The organism is Ramlibacter tataouinensis TTB310, from assembly GCF_000215705.1.
Taxonomy (GTDB): domain Bacteria; phylum Pseudomonadota; class Gammaproteobacteria; order Burkholderiales; family Burkholderiaceae_C; genus Ramlibacter; species Ramlibacter tataouinensis.
In genome coordinates this window covers 506,488-532,396 of the sequence record NC_015677.1, presented here as the reverse complement: position 1 = coordinate 532,396, position 25,909 = coordinate 506,488, and the positions used below count along the sequence as shown (strand labels likewise).

The window sequence follows — 25,909 nt, the reverse complement described above, 5'->3', positions numbered from 1 at the left end:
CGGCGATGAACAAGTTGGTGGTGATGGTGCTGGCCATGGCACTGGCCGGCTGCGGCTGGTTCGACCGCAAGGTCACGGCCAACCTCACGGGCTACTCGGTGGCCTGCGTGGAAGGCGTGCGCTACCTGCAGTTCCCCAGCGGCGTGACGGTGCAGTACGAGCGCGACGGCCGGCCCAAGCTCTGCTAGCGGCCGCTCGTTCAGCGCCGCCCGAGGAAGTCCCACATCCGGTCCGTGGCCGAGATGGTCAGGGCGCCGCCCTTGGCCGGGGACTCGCCATCGCTGCCGGCCACGCAACGCTGGACCTCGGCCTGGCCGCGGCACCAGCCATAGCTTTCGCAGTAGTCCGCGCCGATGTCCAGGATGCGGCGCGGGGCGGCGCTGCATCCGTTCAGCTGGGCCCACTGCGCGGCGGGATCCCGCGTGCCGGGAGCGGCGCCGGGCAAGGGGTCGCCCGCCTGGAAATGCAGCACGGAGACGGGGAGGCTGGGCGAGCACGGCCCGGCAGGCTGCGCCGCGCCGATGCCCACCACCGCGGTAAAGATGTCGGGCTTGTCGCAGGCCAGCCGCCAGGCCATGGCGGCCGCCTCGCCCAGGCCGGCCGCGTAGATGCGCTCGCGGTCGATGCTGGCCTGCCGGAACACGTTGGCCACCGCCTGCATGACGAAGCCCACGTCGTCGGCCGCCGGTTCGCGGTCCGCGTTCCAGGCCGCCTTGACCAGGGCCTTGCCGTCCAGGCCGCGCGCGGCGCCCTGCGGGAACACGGTGATGAAGCCCTGGGCCTGTGCCTGCCGCGCCAGGTCCTGGATGTCGCGGGCGGATTCGCGCGAGGCACCCTGCAGCAGCACCAGCAGCGGCGCCGGCGTCGCCGGGTGGTAGCCGGCAGGCAGGTTCACGCGGTAGCTGCGCGCCAGGCCGCCGTGGGCGATGGTGAAGGGATGGTCGCCGGGCCGCGTGAGGCGGCTCTCGGTATCGCTCCAGGCCGGCGCGGCCTTGGCCGCCAGGGCGGCGGCTGCCGGCGCGGCGGTCCTGGCCGTCGGGCGCTTGACCGGCGCGCGCGGCTTGGCGGCGGTCCGCGGGGCCGCCTTGGGTTTGGAGGCAGGCCGGACGGCGGCCTTGCTGGCGCCGTCCTTGGAGGCTGCCGCAGCGGGCTTGGCCTTCGCGGCGGCCTTGGGCTGCGCCGCGGCGCCGCTGCCGCTTTGCGCGATGGTGGTCGCCGTCCGCGCAGACGGCCCGTCCCCCGGCGCGGCGCTCGCGGCCGACACCCACAGCGCGCCGGCCATCATGGCCGCCGCGCATTGCAATGCTTGCACTGTTCTCATGGCACCTCCATGCAGCACGTAACGAGGTGCTGCTGTGTTTTGCAGTGTAGGAACCTGATGCCGGCTTGCGTACGCAATGTAAGAAGAGGTGTCGTCCGTTACACGGCTGAACCGCGATCAGCGCGCCGGGGCCACGCGCCAGACCGTGTTGCCCACGTCGTCGGCCACCAGCACGCCGCCCCTGCCGTCGAGCGCCACGCCCACCGGCCGCCCCCAGGCGTCGCCCTGCGGGCTCAGGAACCCGGTGAGGAAGTCGCGCGGCGCGCCGGAGGGGCGCCCCTGCGCGAACGGCACGAAGACCACGTTGTAGCCCGACAGCGGCCGCCGGTTCCAGGAACCGTGGTTGCCGACGAAGGCGCCGCTGTCGAAGGGCGCGGGCAGGCGGCCGTCGCTGAACGCCAGGCCCAGCGGCGCCACGTGGTTGCCCAGCGCGTAGTCGGGCGTGAGCACGGGCTGCTGCGGCGCGCTGCCGGGCGCGCGGGCATCGGCCCGACTGCCCCAGTAGAACCAGGGCCAGCCGTAGAAGCCGCCCTCGCGCACCGATGTCAGGTAGTCGGGCACCAGGTCGCTGCCCAGCTCGTCGCGCTCGTTGACCACGGCCCACAAGGCGCCGGTCCGCGGCTCCCAGGCCAGGCCGTTGGGGTTGCGCAGGCCGGTGGCGAACAGCCGCTTGTTGCCGCTGGCGAGGTCGATCGCCCAGATGGCGGCGCGGCCCTCCTCCGCGGCCAGGCCGTTCTCGCCGACGTTGCTGTTGGAGCCGACGGTGGCGTACAGCGTGCGGCCGTCGCGGCTGGCCAGGATGTTCTTGGTCCAGTGGTGGTTCAGGCCCGCGGGCAGGTCGGCGACCTTCACCGGCGCGGCGCCGGCGCGCGTGTCGCCGGGCGTGTAAGGCACCCGCACCACGGCATCGGCATTGGCGATGTAGAGCTGGCTGCCCACCAGCGCCATGCCGAAGGGCGAGTGCAGGCCGTCCAGGAACACCGTGCGCGTTTCGGCCACGCCGTCGCCATCGGCGTCGCGCAGCAGGCTGATGCGGTCGGCGCTGGGCACGCCGGCGCCGGCGCGCTTCATCACCAGCCGGGCGGCCCAGGCCTTGAAGCCGCGCGGCTCCTGGCCGGGCGGCGGCGCGGGCTTGTTGCTCTCGGCCACCAGCACGTCGCCGTTGGGCAGCACGTGCAGCCAGCGCGGGTGCGCCAGGCCGCGCACCAGCGCCGTCACCCGCCAGCCCGCGGCCGCGACCGGCTGGCCGCCGCCCGGCCAGCCCTGGGCCGGCGCCACGTTCACCGTGGGGATCAGGCGGGTGGTTGGCGCCGGCAGCTGCGGCGTGGGACCGACGGCCGCGCCCTCGGGCAGCCGCGAGATGTCGCCGCAGCCCGCCAGCAGCGCGCTGGCGACGGCAAAGGCCAGGGAGGAGGGGCGTCGTGATTCCATGCGGGCAGTCTCGGGTCGGGTGTGGCGGACTGTAGGCCAGAACCGCCAGAATCGGGGCATGACCCAAGACCTGTTCCGTGAGGATGGCTACCTGCGCGAGTGCACCGCCGCCGTGGTGGCCCTGGGCGAGGCCGGCATCGTGCTGGACCGTACCGTGTTCTACCCGCAAGGCGGCGGCCAGGCCGGCGACAGCGGCGTGCTGGTGCTGGCCGACGGCCGCGAGATCGCCGTCGCCGACACCCGCAAGGGCAGGAACGCCCAGGGCGAGCCGACGGACGAGATCTGCCACCTGCCCGCGGCCGGCCAGGCGCAGGCGCTGGCCGGGCTGAAGCCGGGCGATGCGGTGACGGCGCGCATCGCCTGGGATCGCAGGCACCGGCTGATGCGCTTCCATACCACCACCCACCTGCTGTGCCACCTGGTGCCGCAGCCGGTCAACGGCTGCTCCATCACCCCCGAGTACGCGCGGCTGGACTTCCACATGACGGATCCGCTGGACAAGGAAGCGCTCACCGAGGGCATCGCGCGGCTGGTCGCCGCGGCCCACCCGGTGGTGGTGGGCGCGATCACGGACCAGGAACTGGACGCCAACCCGGCGCTGGTCAAGAGCATGTCGGTGCAGCCGCCGCGCGGCACGGGCCGCATACGCACCATCCGCATCGGTGACGCCATCGATTTCCAGCCCTGCGGCGGCACCCACGTGGCCAACACGGCCGAGATCGGCAGCGTCGTGGTCACCAGGATCGAGAAGAAGTCGGCAAGCACCCGGCGGGTGGTGCTGGGCTTTGCGGAACTTGGCGCCACGGTCGCGCTCCGACACCCGTGAGGATTTCACACCGCTTTCTCTTCGCTCTGCTTCTGGTAGCAGGCTGTGCGTTGCTGGCGCAGGCCTGGGCCCAGAACAGCCCCCGCGCCACGGTGACCACCGAGCGCGTGCGGGCCGAGCTGATGGCCCATGCGCCGGACGGGGTGGGCCCCGGCAAGACCGTGTGGGTGGGCCTGCAGCTGGCCCACCAGCCCGAGTGGCACACCTACTGGAAGAACTCCGGCGATTCGGGCCTGCCCACCCAGCTGGAATGGACACTGCCTGCGGGCGTGCTGGCCGGCGACATCGCCTGGCCGGTCCCGCGCAAGATCCCCCTGGGCAACCTGGCGAACTACGGCTACGAGGGCACGGTGCTGCTGCCGGTGCCGCTGGCCATCGCGCCCGATTTCAAGCCGGGCCCGCTGGCCAGCGCGCTGGACATCCGGCTCAAGGCCAGCTGGCTGGTGTGCAAGAAGGAGTGCATCCCCGAGGACGGCGAGTTCGCGCTGCAGCTGCCGCTGAACAGCACCACGGCGCTGCACGGCGCGGCGTTCCAGGCCAGCTTCGAGGCGCAGCCGCAGCCGCTGCCGGCCGGCAGCACGGTGCGGATCGACGGTGACACGCTGCGCTTCGCGGTGGCCGGGCTGCCGGCGGCGCTGCAGGGCCGCCAGCTGGAGTTCTTCCCCGAAACCGGCGAGGTGATCCAGACCGCCGGCGCCTGGACCCAGGCATGGCAGGGTGCCACCTGGACCGCGGCCGTGCCGCTGTCGCCCCAGCGCAGCCAGAGCCCCGCGGCCATGCCCGTGGTGCTCGCGCACGGGGGCCAGGGCTGGCGCGCCGAGGTCCAGGTGCAGGACCGCTGGCCGGCCACGGCGGCGCCCGCGGCCGTCCCGCCCGCCCTGCAGGCCGCGCTGCGCGACAACGCCGCCTTGTCCGCCGCGGCGCCGACGCCCGCGTCCTCGCTCACCCTGGGAGCGGCGCTGCTGGGTGCCCTGCTCGGCGGGCTGATCCTCAACCTCATGCCTTGCGTGTTCCCGGTGCTGGCCATCAAGGTGGTGGGCTTCGCCCAGCATGGCGGCGAACAGCGCCGGCTCGGCGGGCTGGCCTACACCGCCGGCGTGGTGCTGTCCTTCCTGGCGCTGGGCGCGGCAATGCTGGCGCTGCGCGCGGCCGGCGAGCAGCTGGGCTGGGGCTTCCAGCTGCAGTCGCCGGCCGTTGTGGCGGCCTTGGCGGCGTTGTTCACGCTGATCGGCCTGAACTTGGCGGGCGTGTTCGAGTTCGGCAGCTTCCTGCCCTCGCGCCTGGCGACGCTGCAGAGCCGGCATCCTGCCGGCGATGCCTTCCTGTCGGGCGTGCTGGCGGTGGCCATCGCCTCGCCCTGCACCGCGCCCTTCATGGGCGCCTCGCTGGGCCTGGCGGTGGCGCTGCCGCCGGCGCAGGCCCTGGCCGTCTTTGCCGCGCTGGGCGTGGGCATGGCCCTGCCCTACCTGGCGGCCAGCTGGCTGCCGGCGCTGGCGCGGCGGCTGCCGCGGCCGGGTCCGTGGATGGACACCTTCCGCCGGCTGATGGCCTTTCCCATGTTCGCCACCGTGGCCTGGCTGGTGTGGGTGCTGGGCCAGCAGAGCGGCATCGACGGGGCCGGTGCGCTGCTGGGGCTGCTGGTGGCGTTGAGCTTCATCGTGTGGACGCTGGGCCTGCGCGGCCGCGCACGGACGGCGCTGGCCGCCGTCTCGCTGGCCGCCTTCGCCCTGCTGGCCTGGGCCGCCGGCCCGAATGTCATCCAGGCCGCGCCGGCGGCGGGTGCCGTGGCGGGCGCCGCCGGCGAGCGCTGGCAGCCCTGGTCGCCCGCGCGGGTGGACGAGCTGCTGGCCGCCGGCCAGCCGGTGTTCGTGGACTTCACCGCCGCCTGGTGCGTGACCTGCCAGTACAACAAGAAGACCACGCTGGCGCGCGAGGACGTGCTGGCCGACTTCAGCGCCAAGAACGTCGCGCTGCTGCGTGCCGACTGGACCCGGCGCGATGCGGCCATCACCGCCGCGCTGGCCAGGCTGGGCCGCAGCGGCGTGCCGGTGTACGTGGTCTACAAGAAGGGCAGCCCGCCGGTGGTGCTGTCCGAGGTGCTGGGGGTGGAGGAAGTCCGTTCCGTGATCGCCAACCTGTAAACAAGGAGCCTGCCCATGCTGCGCCGTACCCTGATCGCCGCCTCCCTCACCGCCCTGGCCGCCACCGCCCAGGCCGCCGCCACCGTGGGCCAGCCCGCGCCCGAGTTCACGCTCAAGGATGCCGCCGGCAAGACCGTCAGGCTCAGCGATTTCCGCGGCAAGCACGTGGTGCTGGAGTGGACCAACCCCGGCTGCCCCTTCGTCCAGAAGCACTACAACAGCGGCAACATGCCGGCCACGCAGAAGGCCGCCACCGACCAGGGCGTGGTCTGGCTGTCGGTCAACTCGACGGCCCGGGACAGCGGCGACTGGCTGGAGCCGGCCAAGCTCATGGCCTGGAAGCAGGAGCGCAAGGCCGCGCCGACCGCCGTGCTGATGGACGAGGAAGGCACCGTGGGCAAGTCTTACGGCGCGCGCACCACGCCGCACCTGTACATCGTCGACCCGCAGGGACGGCTGGTCTACGCGGGCGGCATCGACAGCATCCCCTCGGCCAATGCCCAGGACATCCCGCGCGCGACCAACTACGTGCGCCAGGGCCTGGGTGAGGCCTTGTCCGGCAAGCCCCTCAGCGTTTCGACGACACGGCCCTACGGCTGCTCGGTCAAATATAAGAGCTGAGACGGGGCCGCCAGCACTTTGGCTGGCAGGGCTCCGGCGAACACCCACGGATTCGGAGGGAGCCGCTCGCGCGGCCTGGGAGTCGCAAGCCTGCCTCTTCTGCTGATGCCAGGCACAGCGTTTGCCCTTTGCTGACGTGGGCAACCGCGGCCTGGCGTGCCGGCCGCATGAACGCGACGTTTTGCGACATCAAGGAGCACGCAGTTGGACAAAGTCAGCGAGGGATTCAAGTCGGCGGCCTCCGCCGCAGTACCGGGGCAACGAGGCTTCGACTACCTGATCGTGGGGGCCGGCTTCGCCGGCAGCGTGCTGGCCGAACGGCTGGCCAGCGAGCTGAACCAGCGGGTGCTGATCGTGGACAAGCGGCCGCACATCGGCGGCAATGCCTACGACCGCTACGACGACCACGGCATCCTCATCCATCCCTACGGGCCGCACATCTTCCACACCAACTCGGCCGACATCTTCGATTACCTGTCGCGCTTCACCGAGTGGCGGCCCTACCAGCACCGCGTGCTGGCCAGCGTGGACGGGCAGATGGTGCCCATGCCCATCAACCTGGATACGGTCAACAAGCTCTACGGCCTGAACCTCACCGCTTTCGAGCTGGAGAAGTTCTTCGAGTCGGTGGCCGAGAAGAAGGAGCAGATCAGGACCTCGGAGGACGTGGTGGTCAGCAAGGTCGGCCGCGACCTCTACAACAAGTTCTTCCGCGGCTACACGCGCAAGCAGTGGGCCATGGACCCGTCGGAGCTGGACGCCAGCGTGACGGCCCGCGTGCCCACCCGCACCAACCGCGACGACCGCTACTTCGCCGACACCTTCCAGGCCATGCCGCTGCACGGCTACACGCGCATGTTCGAGCGCATGCTGGCGCATCCGAACATCAAGGTGATGCTCAACACCGACTACCGCGAGATGGTGGAGCTGGTGCCGTGGAAGCACATGGTCTACACCGGCCCCATCGACGCCTTCTTCAACCACAAGCACGGCAAGCTCCCCTACCGCAGCCTGGAGTTCAAGCACCAGACCTTCCGGCAGGAGCAGTTCCAGCCGGTGGGCACGGTGAACTACCCCAACGACTACGGCTACACCCGCATCAGCGAGTTCAAGCACATCACCGGCCAGGAGCATCCCTGCACCTCGGTGGTGTACGAGTTCCCGCAGGCCGAGGGCGACCCCTACTACCCGGTGCCGCGGCCGGAGAACGCGCAGCTGTACCGCAAGTACGAGGCCGAGGCCGAGCAGATGGAGAACGTCACCTTCGTCGGCCGGCTGGCCACCTACAAGTACTACAACATGGACCAGGTGGTGGGCCAGGCCCTGGCCACCTTCAAGCGGCTGGCGCAGCGCCACCAGGCGGGTGCCGAAGCCGCCGCGGTCCTCACGGAAACGGCCCGCCCGGCATGACGGGCCGCAGGACGACACCGCTGCAGCTGTGGGCGGGGCCGGAGTGCACCGTCAACCGCGTCGGCGACCGCTTCTTCGACCAGATCGAGCGCAACGGCTTCGCCCACCGGCTGGACGACCTGGACCGGCTGGCCGGCCTGGGCGTGCGGCGCATCCGCTTTCCCCTGCTGTGGGAACGCACGGCGCCCGGCGCGCTGGAGGATGCCGACTGGCGCTGGGCCGACCAGCGCATGGCCCGCATGGCCGACCTGGGCGTCGCCCCCATCGTCGGCCTGCTGCACCATGGCAGCGGGCCGCGCCACACGCACCTGCTGGACCCGGATTTCCCCAGGCTGCTGGCCGCCTATGCCTGCGCCGTGGCGCAGCGCTACCCGCAGGTCGACGCCTGGACGCCGGTGAACGAGCCGCTGACCACGGCGCGCTTCGCCGGGCTGTACGGCCACTGGTACCCGCATGGCCGCGATGACGCCGCATTCGTGCGCGCGCTGCTCGGCGAGATCCAGGGCACGGTGGCCGCGATGCGCGCGGTGCGCGAGGTCAACCCGCGCGCCCAGCTGGTGCAGACCGACGACCTGGGCTTCACCACCTGCAACTCGCCGCGGCTGCAGTACCAGGCGGACTTCGAGAACGTGCGCCGCTGGCTGAGCTTCGACCTGCTGTGCGGCAAGGTGGACCGCGGCCATCCGCTGTGGGGCTACCTGGTGCGTAACGGCGCCAGCGAGGAGGAGCTGCTGGCGCTGGTGCAGGCGCCCTGCCCGCCCGACCTGCTGGGCATCAACGCCTACGTGACCAGCGAGCGCTTCCTGGACGACCGGCTGGAGCGCTACCCCGAGGCCCTGCATGGCGGCAACGGCCGCGACCGCTACGTCGATGTCGAGACCCTGCGCATCCACGGCGCCCACCTGGGCGGCTTTCGCGCCAGGCTGCGCGAGGCCTGGGAGCGCTACCGCCTGCCCATGGCCGTCACCGAGGTGCACCTGGGCTGCAGCCGCGAGGAGCAGCTGCGCTGGCTGCACCAGACCTGGGCCTGCGCCCAGGCGCTGCGTGAAGAGGGCCTGGACCTGCGCGCCGTCACCGTCTGGGCCGCCTTCGGCACCTACGACTGGGACAGCCTGGTCACGCGCGACGCCGGCCACTACGAGCCCGGCCTGTGGGACGTGAGCGCCGGCCCCGCGGCCGACGGCACGCCCGCGACGCCGCGGCCCACGGCCCTGGCCCGCCTGGCGCGCCAGCTGGCCGCCGGCCAGGCGCCCGACAGCCCGGTGCTGGCCGGCCCCGGCTGGTGGCAGCGCGAGCTGCGCCTGGCCTATCCCTGCCATGGCGAGCTGCAGGCCCTGCCGGTCACGGGCCGGCCGCTGCTGATCACCGGCGCCACCGGCACGCTGGGCCGCGCCTATGCGCGCCTGTGCGAGCTGCGCGGCCTGCCCTACCGGCTGCTGTCGCGCGCCGAGATGGACATCGGCGATCCCGCCTCGGTGGAGGCGGCGCTGGAGCGCTGGCAGCCCTGGGCGGTGGTGAACACCGCCGGCTTCGTGCGGGTCGACGATGCCGAGCACGAGCCGCGCCACTGGCGCGACAACGTGCACGGCCCCGCCGTGCTGGCGGCCGCCTGCGCCCGGCGCGGCGTGCGCCACATGGGCTTTTCCAGCGACCTGGTGTTCGATGGGCGCAAGGGTTCGGCCTACGTCGAGTCCGATGTGCCGGCGCCGCTCAACGCCTACGGCCGCAGCAAGCTGGAGGCCGAGCGCCGCATGCTGGTCCAGGACCCGGCCGCGCTGGTGATCCGCACCGCTGCCTTCTTCGGCCCCTGGGACCGGCACAACTTCGTGACGCTGGCGCTGGAGGCGCTGCAGCGCGGCGAGCCCTGGCGTGCGGCGTCGGACCAGTTCGTCTCGCCCACCTACGTGCCCGACCTGGTGCAGGCCTCGCTGGACCTGCTGATCGACGGCGAGCGCGGCATCTGGCACCTGGCCAACCGCGGCGCCGTGAGCTGGGCCGGCTTCGCGCAGCTGGCGGCGCAGGCCGCGGGACTGCCCACCGGCCTGGTCCAGCCCTGCCCGGGCGCCGAGCTGGGACAGGTCGCGCCGCGGCCGCGCTACGCACCGCTGGCCAGCGAACGCGGCCAGCTCATGCCCGCCCTGGAAAGCGGCCTGGAGCGCTACCTGTCGGCGCTGGCCTCGTCGCAGACCCTGGCCGAACCGGCCCGCACGCTGGGCTGCACGGACGAGCCCCCGCTGCTGGACGCCCTGTCCCGGTCCACCGCCGAGACGGCCTGAGGCCCGTGCCCGTGCCCGCTCAGGGCATGGGCACCAGCTGCCGGCCCTGCGGCCCGAAGGCGGCGAGCACGTCGGCCGCGACCTGGGATGCGCTGTCCGCGCGCACCAGCGCCACGCAGGCGCCGCCGAAGCCGCCACCGGTGATGCGCGCGCCATGCACCCGGGGATGCCGCTGCAGGAGCGCCTGCAGGCGGTCCACCTCGGGCGCGGAGGACTCGTAGTCGTCGCGCAGGCTGGCGTGCGACTCGTTCATCAGCGCGCCGAAAGCCGCGGCAGCGATGCCCTCGACGGCCTGCAGCACGCGCCGGTTCTCGGTGAACACATGGCGTGCGCGGCGGCGCAGCAGCTCGGGCAGGCCCTCCAGGGCCGCCAGATCGGGGACGTCGCGCAGCGACGCCAGGCCCAGGGCCCGGGCCGCCTGTTCGCACTCGGCGCGGCGCTGGTTGTAGCCGCTGGCCGCCAGGCTGCGCGGCGCACCCGAATCCAGCACCAGCACCTGGCCGCCGGCCGGCAGCGGCACCGGGCGCCGCTCCAGGCTGCGCGTGTCCAGGAACAGCGCGCGCTCGGTGGAGGCCAGGCTGGAGGCCATCTGGTCCAGGATGCCGACGTTCACGCCGGCGTACTCGATCTCGGCGCGCTGGCCCAGCTGGGCGATGCGCACGTCGTCTACGCCCAAGCCCAGCAGCTCGCGCAGGCAGCGCAGCGTCGCCACCTCCAGAGCCGCGCTGGAGGACAGTCCCACGCCCATGGGCACGTCGGAGGCCACATGGATGTCCAGGCCGGGGACCTGCGCGCCTTCATCCTGCACCAGGCGCAGGCAGCCGTAGACATAGCGCGCGAACTGCTCGGTGGGCGGCGCGTCCAGGCCGAAGCGCGCGCCGTGGCCCAGCTCGGCCGCATGCAGCGCGAAATCGGCACCGCCGTTGCGCCGCATGGCCACGCGGGTGCGCTGCGGGATCGCCGCGGGCAGCACGAAGCCGTCGTTGTAGTCGGTGTGGTCGCCCAGCAGATTGACCCGGCCGGGCGCCTCGGCGCGCGCCTGCGGCGCGGCGCCGAAAGCCTCTTCGAAGCTGGCCGCCATCAGAAGCCCACCTCCACCTGGCGCAGCTCGGCCGCCTTGTCCTCGGGCAGCGCGTCCATGGCGAACAGCCCGGCGGCGATCTCGGTGCCGGCCAAATACTTCAGGCGGTCGCGCGTGCGGTACGGCGGGTAGAGCTGGGCGTGCAGGTGCGCCTCGGGATGGGGCTGGCCGTCCAGGGCCGCCTGGTACCAGGCCATCAGGTAGGGCAGCGGGCGCTGCCACAGGCCGTCGTACTTGAGCAGCACGGTCTTGAGGGCGCGCGCCAGGTCGGCGCGCTCGGCGTCCTGCAGCTGGGCGAAGCCTTCCACCGGCCGCACCGGGGCGACCCACACCTCGTACGGGTAGCGCGCGCACACCGGGACGAAGGCCACGGCATGCGGCCCCTGGTACAGCATGCGCCGGCCGTCCCGGCGCTCGCCCTCGATCAACGCCGCGAGCGGGCCGCGGCCGTGCTGCGCGTGGTGCTCGGCCGCCACCTGCTGCATGCGCGCGGGCACCGGCGGCACCACCGGGTAGGCGTAGATCTGGCCGTGCGGGTGGTGCAGGGTCACGCCCATCTCCACGCCGCGGTTCTCGAACGGCAGCACGTAGCGGATGCCCTCGCGCCGCGCCAGGCGCTGCGTGCGCTCGCCCCACACCCGCATCAGCAGGTCGATGTGGTCCGGCGGCAACGCGCCCAGCGAGCTCCTCGGGTCCTGCGTGAACACCACCACCTCGCAGTGCCCGTCCGCCGGCCGCGTGGGCACGATCAGCTGCGGCGGCGCGTCGCCGCCGGCGGGCCGGGCCAGCGAGGGGAACCGGTTGTCGAAGACGGCGATGTCCCAGCTGCCGGCCGGCACCTCGGTGGGGTTGGCCGGGTCGGTGGTGCCGGCCAGCGGGTTGTACTCGGGCGGCGGCAGGAAGGTGCGGCCCTGGCGGTAGGCCGCATAGGTCACCCACTCGCCGCGCAGCGGGTGCCAGCGCAGGTGCGGGCTGCCGGCCAGCGGCTCCGGGAACGGGCTGGGCGCCTGCAGCGCCGGGTCGATGGGCCGGCGGCTGTACAGCGTCAGCCCGCGGCCGTCGGGCTTGGCCAGCTCCAGGGTGTGCACGCTAGACGCCCCCGGGGATGTAGGTGCGCGACAGGCTGGTCACGGCCTTGATGCGCTCCAGCGGCACCTTGGGCGTGCGGTCGGCGTACAGCAGGCCGTTGGCCTCCTGGAAGGTGTCGGCGAACTGCGTGTAGCAGAAGCCGCTGAACAGGGCCGTGTGGATCACCGTGCGCAGCAGCCCCTCGTAGAGCCGGGCGAAGTCCTCCTCGGTGTCGGCGCGGGTGTAGCCCCAGGTCTTCTTCACCGCCGGGTCGGCGTGCCGCTGGAAGGCGATGCCGCCGAACTCGGTGAGCACGATGGGCTGGCCGCGGTGCGGGTAGCCGTCCAGCGTGAGGATGCGGCCGCCTGGCCGGCGCCGGTCGAACAGCTGCTCGGGCTGGATCTCCGCGCCGTAGCGCTGGCGGATGTGCTCGGTGTTGGCGTCGTAGTCGTGGATGCCGATGATGTCGGTGGCGCTGGACTCCCAGCCGTCGTTGCCGATCACCGGCCGCGTGGCGTCCAGCGTCTTGGTGAAGTGGTAGAGCGCCTCCACCGCATGCCGCTGGCTCTGCACCGAGGTGAGCTCGGGCACGCCCCAGGACTCGTTGAACGGCACCCAGACGATGACGCAGGGGTGGCTGTAGTCGCGGTCGATCACCTCGGACCATTCGCGCATGGTGCGCTTGATGGCGGTGCGGGTGAAGCGGTAGGCCGAGGGCATCTCGCCCCAGACCATCAGGCCCAGCTTGTCGGCCCAGTAGAGGTAGCGCGGATCCTCGACCTTCTGGTGCTTGCGCACGCCGTTGAAGCCCATCGCCTTGGCCAGCTCCACGTCGCGCCGCAGTGCGTCGTCGCCGGGCGAGGCCAGCAGGGTGTCGGGCCAGTAGCCCTGGTCCAGCACCAGGCGCAGCACGTAGGGGCGGCCATTGAGCATGAAGCGGTCGCGCAGGGTCTTGACCGAGCGCAGCGCGGTGTACGAGGTGAACTCGTCGATGACCCGATCGCCCTGCATCAGCCGCACCGTGGCGTCCAGCAGCGTGGGCCGCTCGGGGCTCCACAGCAGCTCGTTCCGGAAATCGTCGATGCCGGGGTCGGACAGCGCGATCGAGCGGTCGACCTCGCCGTCGACCACGCGGTAGCGGTCGCGTGCGAGCAGCCGGTCCTCGTGGCGCAGGATCAGCTCCATGGACAGGTCCTCGGCCCGGTCGCCCCCCAGGCGCGCCTCGAAGCCGATGGAAAAGCCCTCCACGCGCGGGGTCCAGCGGATCTTGTCGACGTAGGTGCGCGGCACGCGCTCCATCCACACCGTCTGCCAGATGCCGGTGGTGCGCGGGTACCAGAGCGAATGCGGCTCCAGCTGCCAGTCCTGCTTGCCGCGCGGCTTGGTCAGCTCCTGCGGGTCGTCCTCGGCGCGCACGGTGATGACCTGCCGGCCCGACGGGTCCAGCATGTGGGTGATGTCGGCGGAGAAAGGCGTGTGGCCGCCCTCGTGGGTGGCGGCCAGGCTGCCATTGACCCAGACGCGCGCCGAGTAGTCCACCGCGCCGAAGCGCAGGATGACGCGGTCGTTGCCGGGCTTGAGGTCGACCTCGCGCTGGTACCACACCGTCTTGTGGAAGCCCTGGTCGCCGATGCCGCTGGCCTTGGACTCCGGGGGAAAGGGGACCGTGATCTCCAGCGGCCAGCGCTCGATCTGGGCCGGGTTCTGCAGTTGCCCGGCGTCGTCGTAGCAGAAACGCCAGGTGCCGTTGAGGGATATCCACTGCGCGCGTTGCAGTTGCGGGCGCGGGTAGCCGAAATCCAAAAAGCTTCTCCTTGTTCGTCAGGCGCGGTCGAGCGGAGCCGGCCACGCTCGGGCTGCGAAGCTTAAAGACAATCCTGGTGACGGTGTGTCAGCAAATGGAGCGGACTGGTTCAGGCAGCTGAAGCTCAGCCTTTGGTGAGCCAGAGGTACAGGCCCGCGATGGGATGGCCCTGCTCGTGGCGGATAGGCTGGCGCAGCGCGCGCATGACCTCGAAGCCGTGGGTCGCGGCCAGGCGGCGCAACCCGCCCTCGGCATGCGCGTAGCGCAGGCTGGGCCGCAGCTCCAGCTCGGCACCGCCGGTGGCTTCCTCCACCGAGAAGGCGAACACCCCGCCGGGCCGCAGCACGCGGGCGGCGCCGGCGAACACGGCGCCCAGCGCGCCGACGTAGACGAACACGTCCGCCGCCACCACCAGGTCATGCCGCGCCCCGGTGGCCTGCAGGTGCTCGGCCAGATCGGCTTGCACCAGCTCGTCGTACAGGCCCAGCGTGCGCGCGCGCGCCAGCATGCCGGCCGACAGGTCCACGCCGGTGAGGCGGCGCGCCAGCGGCCGCAGCAGCGGCGCGCACAGGCCGGTGCCGCAGCCCAGGTCCAGCGCGCTGTCCACCGCGCCGCCGCCCGCGGCGCGCAGCGGCTGCGCCAGCACCTCGGGCGCGCGGTAGCCCAGGCGCCGCACCAGGTGCTGGTCGAAACCGTCGGCATAGCCGTCGAACAGCAGCTCCACATAGGCGCGCGGCGGCGCGGGCGCCGCCGCCTGGCCGCGCAGGCCGGCCAGGAAGTAGCGGTGCAGGTCGACCTCGTGGCCCAGCGCGACGGCCTGCTCGAAGGCGGCGATGGCCTCGTCGGGGCGGCCCAGGTCCTTGAGCAGGTTGCCGCGCAGGCCCCAGCCGCGGCCGGAACGCGGCTCCAGCGCCAGGGACCGGTCCACGCTGTCCAGCGCCTGCTCCAGCCGGCCCAGTTCGGCCAGCGCCGTGGCGCGGTGGCCCCAGGCGCCCGCGTCGCCCGGCTCCTGCGCCAGCGCCTCGTCCAGCAGGGCCACCGCCTCGTCGTGGCGGCCCAGCTGCACCCGGCAAGCGCCCAGGTTGGCCAGCGTGGACGGCCGTCCCGGCAGCAGCGCCAGCGAGGCCTCGAACTGGGTCTGGGCCTGCTCGAAGCGGCCTTGCTGGTAGTGGTGCAGGCCCTGCAGGAAAAAGGTTTTGGCCTGCTCGAACGTATCGCTCATGAACGGCAGTGTCGCACCGTGGCGGCGGAAGGCGCCTGCGACAATCCCGCCATGAGTTTCGCTCCGCTGAAGAACGACAGTTTCCTGCGCGCCTGCCATCGCCTGGCCACGCCGCACACGCCGGTGTGGCTGATGCGCCAGGCCGGCCGCTACCTGCCCGAGTACCGCGCCACCCGCGCGCGCGCCGGCAGCTTCATGGGCCTGGCCACGAACGTGGACTACGCCACCGAGGTGACCCTGCAGCCGCTGGAGCGCTACGAGCTGGACGCGGCCATCCTGTTCTCGGACATCCTCACCGTGCCCGACGCCATGGGGCTGGGCCTGAGCTTCGCCAACGGCGAGGGGCCGCGCTTCGCCTCGCCGGTGCGTGACGAGGCGGCGGTGGCGGCCCTGGCCGTGCCCGGCATGGAGCGGCTGCGCTACGTGTTCGACGCCGTCGCCTCGATCCGCCGGGCCCTGGACGGCCGCGTGCCGCTGATCGGCTTCTCCGGCAGCCCCTGGACCCTGGCTTGCTACATGGTGGAGGGCGCCGGCTCGCAGGATTACCGCCTGGTCAAGAGCATGCTGTACGGCCGGCCCGACCTGATGCACCGCATCCTGGCGGTCAACGCCGATGCGGTGGCGGCCTACCTGAACGCGCAGGTCGAGGCCGGCGCCCAGGCCGTGATGCTGTTCGACAGCTGGGGCGGCGTGCTGGCCGACGGCGCTTTCCAGCGCTTCAGCCTGGACTACACCCGCCGCGTGCTGGCCCAGCTCAAGCGCGAGCACGAGGGCCAGCCCATCCCGCGCATCGTCTTCACCAAGGGCGGCGGGCTGTGGCTGGAGGCCATGGGCCAGCTGGACTGCGAGGTCCTGGGCGTGGACTGGACGGTGAACCTGGCTCGCGCCCGGCAGCTGGTGGGCGGGTCCAAGGCGCTGCAGGGCAACCTGGACCCGAACGTGCTGTTCGCCCCGCCGGAACGCATCGAGGCCGAAGTCCGGGCCGTGCTCGACAGCTTCGGCCCCCCCCACACCGGGGGCGGCACGGGTCCCAGCCATGTCTTCAACCTGGGCCACGGCATCAGCCAGCACACCCCGCCCGAGCATGTGAAAGTACTCGTCGATGCCGTCCACGCCCATTCGCGGCGCCAGCGCGGCCGCACCAGCGCCTGACCCGGCGGTCAGGCATCAGGGACATCCCGAAGTGGGCCGCTGGGAAATGCCGCGCCGCACGGCTTGACTTATGCACAAAAACCATGTTGCGGGGCACAAGGTCACGGCGCCGCCCGGCAGCCGCGCTACAAAAGCCATAGCTGCCGTAAGTGCTTGATTTTGCTGAATTTCCCTCGGTGCCCTTTTTGCGGGCAATGCAGTCAAACCCTTGATTTTTCAGGCCTTGGGCCCGGCCGGCCGCGGTCTATCAACAAAGTTATCCACAGAAACTCGGGACGGCTGACAAAGCCGGCTTAAATCAAAGACTTAAGACCGAAACCTGCAAACCGCCTGAAGTTCGGCGGCTAAGCAGAGCTACCATGCCGCACCGACTGGCCGTCATCGTCGCCACGCCGGCCCACAGCACCGTGGTCGGACCGTTGAGCTACCTGAGTGAGTTGCCGCTTGCACCTGGCACGCTGGTCCGCGTGCCCCTGGGCCGGCGCGAGGTGCTGGGGGTGGTGTGGGACGCGGACCCCGCGGCTGCTCCGCCGCCGGCCGACTTGGCCGAGAAGCCCATCGCCGGCGTGCTGGAAGGCGTGGCGCCGCTGCCGGCGGCCTGGCGGCGGCTGGTCGGCTTCGCCGCCGGCTACTACCAGCGCAGCCCCGGCGAGGTCGCGCTGGCGGCCCTGCCGGTGCAGCTGCGCGGCCTGAACGCCGTGCAGCTGGCGCGCCGGCTGAAACGGGTGGCGCCGGACCTGCCGGCCACCGCCCAGGCGGCGGGCGCCCCCGCCCTCACGCAGCAGCAGCAACAGGCGCTGGCGCAGCTGCAGGCCGGCCCCGGCCCGTTCCTGCTGCATGGCGCCACCGGCAGCGGCAAGACCGAGGTCTACCTGCGCGCGGTGCAGGACCTGCTGGAGCGCGACCCCGGGGCCCAGGCCCTGGTGCTGGTGCCGGAGATCAACCTGACCCCGCAGCTGCAATCGCTGTTCGTCGCGCGCTTCGGCGCCGAGCAGGTGGTGGCGCTGCACAGCGGCCTGACCCACCCGCAGCGGCTGCGGCACTGGCTGGCGGCGCACGCCGGCGCCGCGCGCATCGTGCTGGGCACCCGCATGGGCGTGTTCGCCTCGCTGCCGCGGCTGCGCCTGATCGTGGTGGACGAGGAGCACGACCCCAGCTACAAGCAGCAGGAAGGCGCGCGCTACTCGGCGCGCGACCTGGCGGTCTACCGCGGCCGGCTGGAGGGCGCCACCGTGGTGCTGGGGTCGGCCACGCCCTCGCTGGAGAGCTGGCAGGCCGGCGAGCGCGGCCGCTACCGGCGGCTGGCCATGCCCGAGCGCATCGGCGCCGGCGCCCTGCCGCGGGTGCGGGTGGTGGACATGAACCACCAGCCCAAGAAAGCCGTGCTGTCGCCGCCGCTGCTGGAGGCGATGGCCGAGCGCATCGCCCGCGGCGAGCAGTCGATGCTGTTCCTCAACCGCCGCGGCTACGCGCCGGTGCTGGCCTGCACCGCCTGCGACTGGAAGAGCGACTGCCCGCACTGCAGCGCCTACCGTGTGTTCCACAAGATCGACCGCACCCTGCGCTGCCACCACTGCGGCTTCACCGAACGGGTGCCGCGCGCCTGCCCGCTGTGCGGCAACCTGGACATTGCGCCGCTCGGCCGCGGCACCGAGCGGCTGGAGGAGCACCTGGGCGAGCTGCTGGCCGGCGTGCGGCGGCCCGACGGCGGCGCGGTTCGCATCGTCCGCATCGACGCCGACACCACCCGGCACAAGGGCACGCTGGAAGCGCAGCTGGCCCAGGTGCATGGCGGCGAGGTCGACGTGCTGGTGGGCACGCAGATGGTGACCAAGGGCCACGACTTCCGCCGCATCACCCTGGTGGCGGCGCTCAACCCCGACAGCGCCCTCTTCTCCGCCGACTTCCGCGCGCCCGAGCGGCTGTTCGCCCTGCTGATGCAGGCCGCCGGCCGCGCCGGCCGCGACGCCGCGCAGGCGGCGGCCAGCGAGATGTGGGTGCAGACCTGGCATCCGGCGCACCCGCTGTTCGCGGCGCTGCGGCGGCACGACTTTGCGGCGTTCGCCGCGCAGCAGCTCCAGGAGCGCGAACAGGCCGGCATGCCGCCCTTCGCCTACCAGGCGCTGCTGCGGGCCGAGGCGCGCACCCAGGAGGCGGCCCAGGCTTTCCTGAACGCCGCGCGCGAGGCGGCCCCGGGCCTGGAAGGGGCGGAGCACGTGGTCCTTTACTCGGCCGTTCCGATGGCGGTGCAGCGAGTGGCCAACGTCGAGCGGGCCCAGCTGCTGGCGGAAAGCACCTCGCGCGCGGCGCTGCAGCGTTTCCTGTCGGCCTGGCAGCCGGTGCTGCTGTCGCTGCGCGAGAAGGGCCTGATCCGCTGGGCGGTGGACGTGGATCCGCTGGCGGTCTGATTCGGCGCCTGCGTCGGCCACCCGCCGTCCGGATCCGGCTTGACCGCAACCGCGACCGCCTTCGCTCCTCAGTCGCTGTCTTTCTTCATGCGAAGCGCCAGCTCGTACAAGACATTGCGCGACCCGCCGCTCGCCTCGGCCGCGATGCGCACGGCGGTCTTGAGCGGCAGCTCCTTGACCAGCAGCGCGAGCAGCTTTTCGCCGGACTCCGCCGCCTGCGCCTGGGACCAGGGATGCAGCACCAGCGCGAACTCGCCCTTGCTGCGCACCGCGTCCGCCGCCAGCCAGCCGGCGAAGGCCTCGCACGCCATCACGGCCACCTGCTCGAACTGCTTGGTGAGCTCGCGGCCGACGGTCAGCGGCCGCGCGCCCAGCGGCGCCAGCGCCTGGGCCAGCGTGGCGATGCGGTGCGGCGCCTCCAGCAGCACCACGGCGCGCGGCTCCTGCGCCAGCGCCTGCACGCGCGCGTCGCGCTCGCCGGCCTTGGCGGGCAGGAAACCTTCGAACACGAAGCCGCCGTCGTCGGCCACCGCGCCGGCCACGCTGAGCACCGCGGTCACGCTGCTGGCGCCCGGCAGGGGCACGACCCGCAGGCCGGCCTGGTGCGCCGCCGCCGCCAGGCGCGCGCCCGGGTCGCTGACGGCCGGCGTGCCGGCGTCGCTGGCATAGGCGATGCGCTGGCCCTGGCGCAGCCGCTGGACCACCTGCTGCGCCGCCTCGGCCTCGTTGTGCTGGTGCACGGCGATCATCTGCGCGGCCGGGCGATCCAGGCCGCAGGCGCGCAGCAGGGCCTGGGTGTGGCGCGTGTCCTCGCAGGCGACGGCGTCGGCCAGGGCCAGCACGTGCAGGGCCCGCAGGCTCAGGTCGGCGACGTTGCCGATGGGCGTGGCAACGACGTACAGCGCGCCCTGCGGATAATGCTGCGCACCGGCCGCCTCGCGCGCGGCCCTCAGGGCGGAAGCGAACGGCGGCGAGGACAGAGCCGGAGAAGAGGCACTCATGGAGCTCCCGGGGAAGGCGGTTGGCACGACCAAGGCGGCGGGCGACGCGGCGGAAGACCGCGCGCTGGCGCACCTGCGCGCGGCCGGGCTGCGGCTGGTCACGCGCAATTATCGGACGCCGCACCGCGGCGGCGGCGAGGTCGACCTGGTGATGCGCGAGCCCGACGGCACCCTGGTCTTCGTCGAGGTGCGCCGGCGCGCCGGCCGGGCCTTCGGCGGCGCCGCCGCCAGCGTGGGCGGCACCAAACAGCGCCGCATCGTATTCGCAGCCCGGCATTTCCTGATGCGGCTGCCCGCGCCGCCGCCCTGCCGCTTCGACGTGGTGGCGGTGGAGGCCGGGCGCATCGAGTGGCTGCGGGCGGCGTTCGACGCCGGCTGAGCGACCTTACGCTAGAACACAGCGCGCTGGAGGCACGCGCTTATCGGCGCCTGGCGACCATGGGCGCCATGATGACCGACAGCGTGTAGGTGCCCGAGCCGGGTTCTACGCACTTGTAGCGCTTGAGCAGATCGACCAGCTCGCGCTGCAGCCTCTTGGCGTCGCAGACATTCAGGCGCAAGTCGTCCAGGTAGAAGTTCAGGTAGGCCGGGCTGTTGTCGTCCAGCAGCCTGGGCGTGCGACCCTGCTTGAAGTCGGGCCGCGCCACCAGATGCCCGTGCCGATCAGCGTAGACGACCATGCCCCATTCAGATGCGGCGGAGTCGCCCAGCGCCTCGCGGGCGGCCTTCATCAGCCCCGGAACCTGTTCGTCCAGGTGAGAGTCAAGCGTGCGACGCACCACTTCATCCGGCAGGCACTCGCGTTCGATGGTGGACGGGACGAAGAACGCAGGCGCGGTGACTTGGTAGAGCTTCATCGCGCGGCCACCGCGTTCGATCATCCCCGCCACTTCGAGCGCACCGATCGAGATCAGGCGTTCGACCATGCGATGCGCCGAGGCAAGAGGAATGTGAGCCTGGCCGGCGACCGCGGACAGTGTTGCCGGGCGCGCCATGAAAACTTCAAGCAGCGCCAGAACCCGCGGGTATTTATAGAGGACAGCCGCATCCGGCGAATCGAGCGTTCGCATACTTTCATCTCCCTGTTGCAATGAAAGCAGCATACGGATCAACTCCGATAAAGACACCGATCAAGCGTAAAAGGAGGCTACAGAATGCGGCCCACTGGAGACGCGGGCCCTGTCACTTGCCGCCAGGTGATGTCACGCGCCTGGCGCAGCTCGACCGTTATTTGATCGGGGAGCCCGTCGAATCGACGCGGGTGCCTCGCGCTTTGCGTCGCTCGTGGTCTGGTGTCGCGCCAGCCGTTGCGAGCGGCTTGGGAGGCCATGTGAGCAACCGCGACGTCATCTATCAGATCATCCACAAGCTACTCGAGGAGCAGGGCCGCCAGGACATCGGCATCACCGACGAATCCTTCATCCAGGACGAGGATCTCGGATTCGACTCGCTGACGGTCGCCGAATTCTCGGCCAACCTGGAACAGCAGTTTGGCCGTGATCCGTATACCCAGGGCCAGTATCCCGCGCGCGTTCGCGATCTGCTGGACTTCTATGCCTGAGAGGCAGGAGCACGATGCTGTACGCCCTTCTTTCCGACCTCGCCGCCCGCGCGCCCGACGAGCCCGCGCTGATAGCGCACGAAGGGCCGTGGCCGGCCGCCCGCTTGTGCGCGCTGGCCGATGCATGGGCGCTCCAGCTGCACCGGGCCGGCCACAAGCGTTTCGGTCTGTGCATGGTGCCGTCTGGCCGCATGGTGGCGGCACTCGCGGCCGTTTCTCGCCTGGACGCATCGGCGGTGATACTGAGTGACAGCCTGCCGCGGCAGGAGCTGCAGCGGTTGGCGGCGCGCATGGAGTGCCAGGCCGTTCTGTGCGATGCGGCGGCGCAGCCCGGGCTTTCGGACGCATTCGGCGACCGCGCGCTCGCGCTGGATCCGGCCTGCGCAGCCGATGCGAGGCTGCTGGAACTTCCGGCGGCACCGGATAGCGGCATCCGTATCCTGAGTTCCGGCACGACGGGACAGTCCAAGGCCATCGACCTGCGTTGGCGCGACCTGGTCGCGGCCGTGCGCGTCAGCCCACCGGCCGGGCCTCGGCGCTGGCTGCTTGCCTATGGCCTGGCGCACTTCGCAGGCATTCAGGTGCTGCTGCATGCGCTCGTTCATGGGGAGGTGCTGATCGTGCCCGCCTGCGCCCAGGTTCCGGCGATGTGGGCGGCGGCAAGCAGGGAGGGTGCCACGCACATCAGCAGCACTCCCACTTTCTGGCGCGCCGCCTTCGTCTCGCCGGCCTGCGCATCACCCATCGTCACGCTGCGCCACGTCACGCTGGGCGGCGAGGTCGTCACGCAGGAAGTGCTGGACCGCATCGCGGCCCTGTACCCCGGCGTCAGCATCTCGCAGGTCTATGCGTCGACCGAGCTGGGTTCGGTGGTTTCGGTCAAGGACTGCCGCGCCGGCCTACCGCTTTCGCTTTTCGACCCGCAGGCGCAAGGTGGCGCCCTGCTGCGGATCGTGAACCGCGAGTTGCACGTACGCCAGGGTTCGGGCCCGGCCACGCACTACCGCGCCACCGGCGATCTCGTCGAGCGCACGGCCGAAAGGGTGCTGTTCCTCGGGCGCAAGTCGGAGACGATCAACGTCGGCGGCATGAAGGTCTACCCGCAGCAGATCGAGGCTCTGGTGAACCCGCTACCGGGCGTGGCGACCGCGATCGCCGAGGGCCGTCCCAACCCCATGACCGGGCAGATCGTGCGGCTGCGCGTGGTCCTGCATCGAGGCCATCTGCCAGAAGAGGTGGAGCCGCGCATCCGGGCCGCCTGCAGCGTCCTCGGGCGGCACGCGCGGCCGCGGCAGATCGTCTATGTGGACGCCCTCGAAACCGCCAACATGAAGCTGGCGCGACGGGCGGCGGCATGAACGGCACCCCACCCGACCGCCACATCGCCGTCGTCAGCGGCGGCGGGCGCGGCCTCGGCCTGGGCATCGTCGAGCACTTGCTGGCGGGGGGCCACAAGGTCGCGAGTTTCAGCCGCCGCACCACCGACGCGGCGCGCGCCTTGCAGCAGCGCCATCCCGACAGCTTCTTCTTCGAGGAGCTGGACCTCGTCAAGGACGGGGACTGCAAGCGGTTCGTGCGGGCGGCGGCGCAGCGGTTCGGCCCGGTCAGCCTGCTGGTCAACAACGCGGGCATAGCGCTCGCAGGCGTGGTCGCGCTGTTCAACGACGAGGACATCGACGCGGTGGTCGATCTCAACATCAAAGGCACCCTGCGCCTGACGCGCGAGGTCTCGCGCATGATGCTCGCCGCCGGCTTTGGCCGCATCGTCAACATCAGCTCCATCGTCGGCACTTCGGGCTATCGGGGGCTCTCGGTTTACGGCGCTTCCAAGGCAGCGCTGGACGGGTACACGCGCGCGCTGGCGCGCGAGCTGGGCTCCAGGGGCATCACGGTGAACTCGGTCGCGCCGGGTTTCCTGCGCACCGAGATGAGCCAGTCCCTGGACGACAAACAGCTGCGCCAGATCGAGCGCCGCACCCCGCTGGGCCGCCTGGGGACGGTGAAAGACGTGGTGGGCGCGCTGGACCTGCTGGCCTCGCCGGCCGGCGGCTTCATCACGGGCCAGGTGCTGGTGATCGACGGAGGCCTCACGTGCTAGAGGCGTGCCGCGTCAACAGCGCCCGCCACTACGACGCCGTGGCCCGGGCCTGGGGATATCTGCTCGGCAGCAGCCTGCACTACGGGTATTTCGAGTCCGGCGGCGAGAGCCTGGAGCACGCGACCGGATCGCTCACCGCACGCATGCTGGAGCGCCTGCGCGGTATCGGTCCGGGCACGCGCGTGCTGGACGTGGGTTGTGGCACCGGCGCGCCGGCGCAGGCGCTCGCGCGGCGCCTGGGCTGCGCGGTGGCCGGCATCTCGCCCAGCACCGCCTGCATCGACATCGCTCGCGCGACCGTTCCCGGCGATCTCGCGGGCTTGTTGCATTTCGAGCTGGGTGATGCCCAGGCCATGGCTTTTGCCGACCAGAGCTTCGAGGCCGCGTGGGTGATGGAGTCGTCGCACCTGATGCTGGACAAACGCAGGCTTTTCACCGAGCTGCGGCGCGTGCTCAAGCCCGGCGGCCAGGTGGTGCTGTGCGATGTCGTGCAAACGCGCGAGCTGGCCCTTGCCGAGGTGATCGCGCGGCGCGACGAGTTCCTGTTGCTCGCCCGCGTGTTTGGCCGGGCGTTGATGCGCCCGCCCGCGTTGTACGCGAGCCAGGCGCGCAGCGCGGGCTTCGACCAGGTCGAGATGCTGGACCTGACCGCCGCGACCGCGCCCACCTTCGTGCGGTGGCGGGCCAACGCCGCCACGCATCGCGACACGGTCGTGCGGCTGATCGGCGAGCCCGCCTGGGCCGACTTCGTCGCGGCCACCCACGTTCTGGAATCCCTGTGGTCCGAGCAGGTGCTTGGCTATTTCCTGCTGACAGCCACCAGTCTTTTCGCGAGGAGAACCCCATGCAAGTCTACGAGTCGTTAGGTGCCGCCCAAGCGCCGCAAGGACTGGCAACGCCCGGATTCGGCGCCGCACCTGGCTGGCGGCGCCGTCCGGTCGTGCGGGGCGTGTGCGTCCTGGTGCTGGCGGCCGCGGCCGGGCTGGGCTGGAGGCTGTGGACGGCCGAGCCGCTGGAGAACATCCCGCTCAATCTCAACATGGAGCACCGCGACGCGAGGGGCGGCCCCATCAATCCGTCCACGCAATCGGTGAACCGCTATTCCTCGGTGCTGGATGAGTTGACGCGCATACCGAAGATCCAGCTGGCGCCCGAGGGGACGCGCTTCTCGCTGCAGATCGCCTCCCCGGACGGCGGCAAGACGGTGAACCTCGAGAACCTGGACGCCTACCAGATGGTGCCCATCCTGCCCTACGCCACCGCGCCGGGCGGGCTGGACGACTTCGACCGCGCCAACCTGATGCTCGCCGAATTCGGCCGTAACGGGCTGATGCTGGCGTACCAGGCCAGGAACAGCACCCTTGCCTACTTCAACGACCTGCCCAGGCCCTTCTTGAACGCCGGCGGCGAAGAGGACTACACGACCGGCCAGGGCGGCGCCATCGTGCCCAACAAGCTCGCCAGGCCGAAGCGCTTCAGCATCACCAACAACTGCCTGAAGGCGGGACTGTGGGAGCTGTCGGCGACCGACGCGGTCGGCGAGATGTACCACGCCTGGTTCAACATGCCCTGGCCGGTGTACGCGGAAATGATCCGCCGCGCCAACGGCATCGACCTGCCGGACCGCGAGATCATTTCCGCCCTGAAGTACCGCGGCGACATCACCTCGGTGCCGGCGGACCTGGGCCGGCTGCGCACCGAGGGGCCCTTGCTGTTCCAGGGAAAGGCCAAGGTGTCGGCCGGCAAGCAGATCGGCAGCTATTCCAGCCAGGAATCGCGCCAGAAGTCGCAGAACAAATACTTCGAGGTGACACGCGGCTTCAGCCTGTTCGGCGCGGCCAACACCATCGACGCCAAGACCTTCGCCGACCTGGAGGCGGGCGACATCTTCAGCACGCGCAAGTTCGTCAATCCGGGCATCTACAGCGGCGACGAGAAGAAAACCATCCCGTTCGACCCGTTCTGGGAGGACGTGGAGGTCAGGTCGGTCAAGCCGCTCACCCGGTTCCGCGACGGCAAGCCGGCCGCGGCGGGCGATGAGTTCCTGGAGATCTCGGTCTATGCCAAGGACCGCCAGCGCCGCATCGTGATGGGCAACATCCCGCTGGCGCTGCTGGTCGATCAGGAGGACTACCTGCTGCCCTCGTTCGGCGTCGGGGTCAACCCGCCCGCGGAGTTCGCCGAGCGGCGTCACCTGCGCCTGAAGGACGGACCGGTGCCGCACTACGGCTACCAGACCGTCTGGCGCGACGGCCAGTGGCGGCTGGAGAACAACCACGAAGGCGGCGTCGAGCAGATGGCGCTGCGTGTGTTCACCAGGGGCGAGCGCACCTTCCTGCGCGTGACCTTCGTGGCCTATGAACGCATCCTGGACCTGCTCGAGCTGGAGGTGGAGATCACGGAGCCGCTCGCGCAGAAGCTGCGCGCGAGTTCGTCCGCCTACCAGCCGCCACTCTTTCGCTCGTACGAAGACGTGAACATCATCTGA

At 71.5% G+C, this 25,909-nt stretch carries 22 protein-coding genes; 14 read left to right on the top strand and 8 right to left on the bottom strand.

What is annotated here, in order from left to right; genetic code table 11:
* The first annotated feature begins 5 nt into the window (after positions 1-5).
* Positions 6-188, top strand: coding sequence for a hypothetical protein (locus RTA_RS02590; protein ID WP_013899821.1), 183 nt, complete (start codon positions 6-8; stop codon positions 186-188).
* An 11-nt stretch (positions 189-199) separates the two neighbouring features.
* On the opposite strand, the gene RTA_RS02585 is transcribed toward RTA_RS02590, so the two are convergent.
* Positions 200-1,321, bottom strand: coding sequence for a CE1 family esterase (locus tag RTA_RS02585; RefSeq protein ID WP_013899820.1), 1,122 nt, complete (start codon positions 1,319-1,321; stop codon positions 200-202).
* A 117-nt stretch (positions 1,322-1,438) separates the two neighbouring features.
* Positions 1,439-2,752, bottom strand: coding sequence for a PQQ-dependent sugar dehydrogenase (locus RTA_RS02580; RefSeq protein WP_013899819.1), 1,314 nt, complete (start codon positions 2,750-2,752; stop codon positions 1,439-1,441).
* 58 nt (positions 2,753-2,810) lie between these two features.
* Here RTA_RS02580 and RTA_RS02575 point away from each other — a divergent pair, with 58 nt between their 5' ends.
* The 5 genes from RTA_RS02575 (at position 2,811) to RTA_RS02555 (ending at position 10,026) form a co-directional block, all read left to right on the top strand.
* On the top strand, positions 2,811-3,578 hold the full coding sequence (locus tag RTA_RS02575) for an alanyl-tRNA editing protein (RefSeq protein ID WP_041674984.1): 768 nt from the start codon (positions 2,811-2,813) through the stop codon (positions 3,576-3,578).
* Between the two features lie 50 nt (positions 3,579-3,628).
* A complete protein-coding gene (locus RTA_RS02570; RefSeq protein WP_013899817.1) occupies positions 3,629-5,719 on the top strand; it encodes a protein-disulfide reductase DsbD family protein in 2,091 nt (696 codons plus the stop codon).
* A 9-nt stretch (positions 5,720-5,728) separates the two neighbouring features.
* Positions 5,729-6,340, top strand: coding sequence for a thioredoxin family protein (locus RTA_RS02565; RefSeq protein WP_041674983.1), 612 nt, complete (start codon positions 5,729-5,731; stop codon positions 6,338-6,340).
* Between the two features lie 204 nt (positions 6,341-6,544).
* A complete protein-coding gene (glf, locus tag RTA_RS02560) occupies positions 6,545-7,750 on the top strand; it encodes a UDP-galactopyranose mutase (protein ID WP_013899815.1) in 1,206 nt (401 codons plus the stop codon).
* Positions 7,747-10,026, top strand: a complete 2,280-nt coding sequence (locus RTA_RS02555; protein WP_013899814.1) for a sugar nucleotide-binding protein — start codon at positions 7,747-7,749, stop codon at positions 10,024-10,026. Before glf ends, RTA_RS02555 begins: the two co-directional genes overlap by 4 nt.
* Positions 10,027-10,045: 19 nt before the next feature.
* Here RTA_RS02555 and galK read toward each other — a convergent pair whose 3' ends face one another.
* The 4 genes from galK to RTA_RS21345 form a co-directional block, all read right to left on the bottom strand.
* Entirely contained in the window at positions 10,046-11,107 is a 1,062-nt protein-coding gene (galK, locus tag RTA_RS02550; protein WP_013899813.1) for a galactokinase, read from the bottom strand.
* Positions 11,107-12,195 carry a galactose-1-phosphate uridylyltransferase gene (galT, locus tag RTA_RS02545; RefSeq protein ID WP_013899812.1) on the bottom strand — a complete coding sequence of 363 codons (1,089 nt, stop codon included), beginning with the start codon at positions 12,193-12,195 and terminating at the stop codon, positions 11,107-11,109. Before galT ends, galK begins: the two co-directional genes overlap by 1 nt.
* Before the next feature lies 1 nt (position 12,196).
* Positions 12,197-13,978, bottom strand: coding sequence for a glycoside hydrolase family 2 protein (locus RTA_RS02540; RefSeq protein WP_013899811.1), 1,782 nt, complete (start codon positions 13,976-13,978; stop codon positions 12,197-12,199).
* A gap of 125 nt (positions 13,979-14,103) precedes the next feature.
* Positions 14,104-15,201, bottom strand: coding sequence for a tetratricopeptide repeat protein (locus tag RTA_RS21345; RefSeq protein ID WP_013899810.1), 1,098 nt, complete (start codon positions 15,199-15,201; stop codon positions 14,104-14,106).
* 51 nt (positions 15,202-15,252) lie between these two features.
* On the opposite strand from RTA_RS21345, the gene hemE reads away from it, so the two are divergent.
* Both hemE and RTA_RS02525 read left to right on the top strand, forming a co-directional pair.
* Positions 15,253-16,353, top strand: a complete 1,101-nt coding sequence (gene hemE / locus RTA_RS02530; RefSeq protein ID WP_041675968.1) for a uroporphyrinogen decarboxylase — start codon at positions 15,253-15,255, stop codon at positions 16,351-16,353.
* Positions 16,354-16,712: 359 nt separating this feature from the next.
* A complete protein-coding gene (locus RTA_RS02525; protein WP_013899808.1) occupies positions 16,713-18,761 on the top strand; it encodes a primosomal protein N' in 2,049 nt (682 codons plus the stop codon).
* 68 nt (positions 18,762-18,829) lie between these two features.
* Here the strand turns inward: RTA_RS02525 and rsmI are convergent, their stop codons facing one another.
* Entirely contained in the window at positions 18,830-19,762 is a 933-nt protein-coding gene (rsmI, locus tag RTA_RS02520) for a 16S rRNA (cytidine(1402)-2'-O)-methyltransferase (RefSeq protein ID WP_013899807.1), read from the bottom strand.
* On the opposite strand from rsmI, the gene RTA_RS02515 reads away from it, so the two are divergent.
* Positions 19,761-20,141 (top strand): YraN family protein, encoded by a 381-nt coding sequence (locus tag RTA_RS02515; protein WP_013899806.1) that lies wholly within the window; start codon positions 19,761-19,763, stop codon positions 20,139-20,141. The two genes, rsmI and RTA_RS02515, sit on opposite strands and share 2 nt — an antisense overlap.
* A gap of 40 nt (positions 20,142-20,181) precedes the next feature.
* Here the strand turns inward: RTA_RS02515 and RTA_RS02510 are convergent, their stop codons facing one another.
* Entirely contained in the window at positions 20,182-20,832 is a 651-nt protein-coding gene (locus RTA_RS02510; protein ID WP_013899805.1) for a helix-turn-helix domain-containing protein, read from the bottom strand.
* A gap of 260 nt (positions 20,833-21,092) precedes the next feature.
* Here RTA_RS02510 and RTA_RS20910 point away from each other — a divergent pair, with 260 nt between their 5' ends.
* Genes RTA_RS20910 through RTA_RS02485 form a run of 5 tightly spaced genes read left to right on the top strand, consistent with a single transcriptional unit; the run spans position 21,093 to position 25,909 of the window.
* Positions 21,093-21,323 (top strand): phosphopantetheine-binding protein, encoded by a 231-nt coding sequence (locus tag RTA_RS20910; RefSeq protein ID WP_013899804.1) that lies wholly within the window; start codon positions 21,093-21,095, stop codon positions 21,321-21,323.
* A 14-nt stretch (positions 21,324-21,337) separates the two neighbouring features.
* Positions 21,338-22,681, top strand: a complete 1,344-nt coding sequence (locus RTA_RS02500) for a class I adenylate-forming enzyme family protein (RefSeq protein ID WP_013899803.1) — start codon at positions 21,338-21,340, stop codon at positions 22,679-22,681.
* The gene (locus tag RTA_RS02495) at positions 22,678-23,421 is read left to right on the top strand and encodes an SDR family NAD(P)-dependent oxidoreductase (RefSeq protein WP_013899802.1); all 744 of its coding nucleotides are present in this window, start codon (positions 22,678-22,680) and stop codon (positions 23,419-23,421) included. Before RTA_RS02500 ends, RTA_RS02495 begins: the two co-directional genes overlap by 4 nt.
* Positions 23,415-24,287, top strand: coding sequence for an SAM-dependent methyltransferase (locus tag RTA_RS19610; protein WP_013899801.1), 873 nt, complete (start codon positions 23,415-23,417; stop codon positions 24,285-24,287). Before RTA_RS02495 ends, RTA_RS19610 begins: the two co-directional genes overlap by 7 nt.
* Complete coding sequence (locus RTA_RS02485; RefSeq protein WP_013899800.1) at positions 24,266-25,909, top strand: hypothetical protein; 1,644 nt, start codon at positions 24,266-24,268, stop codon at positions 25,907-25,909. Before RTA_RS19610 ends, RTA_RS02485 begins: the two co-directional genes overlap by 22 nt.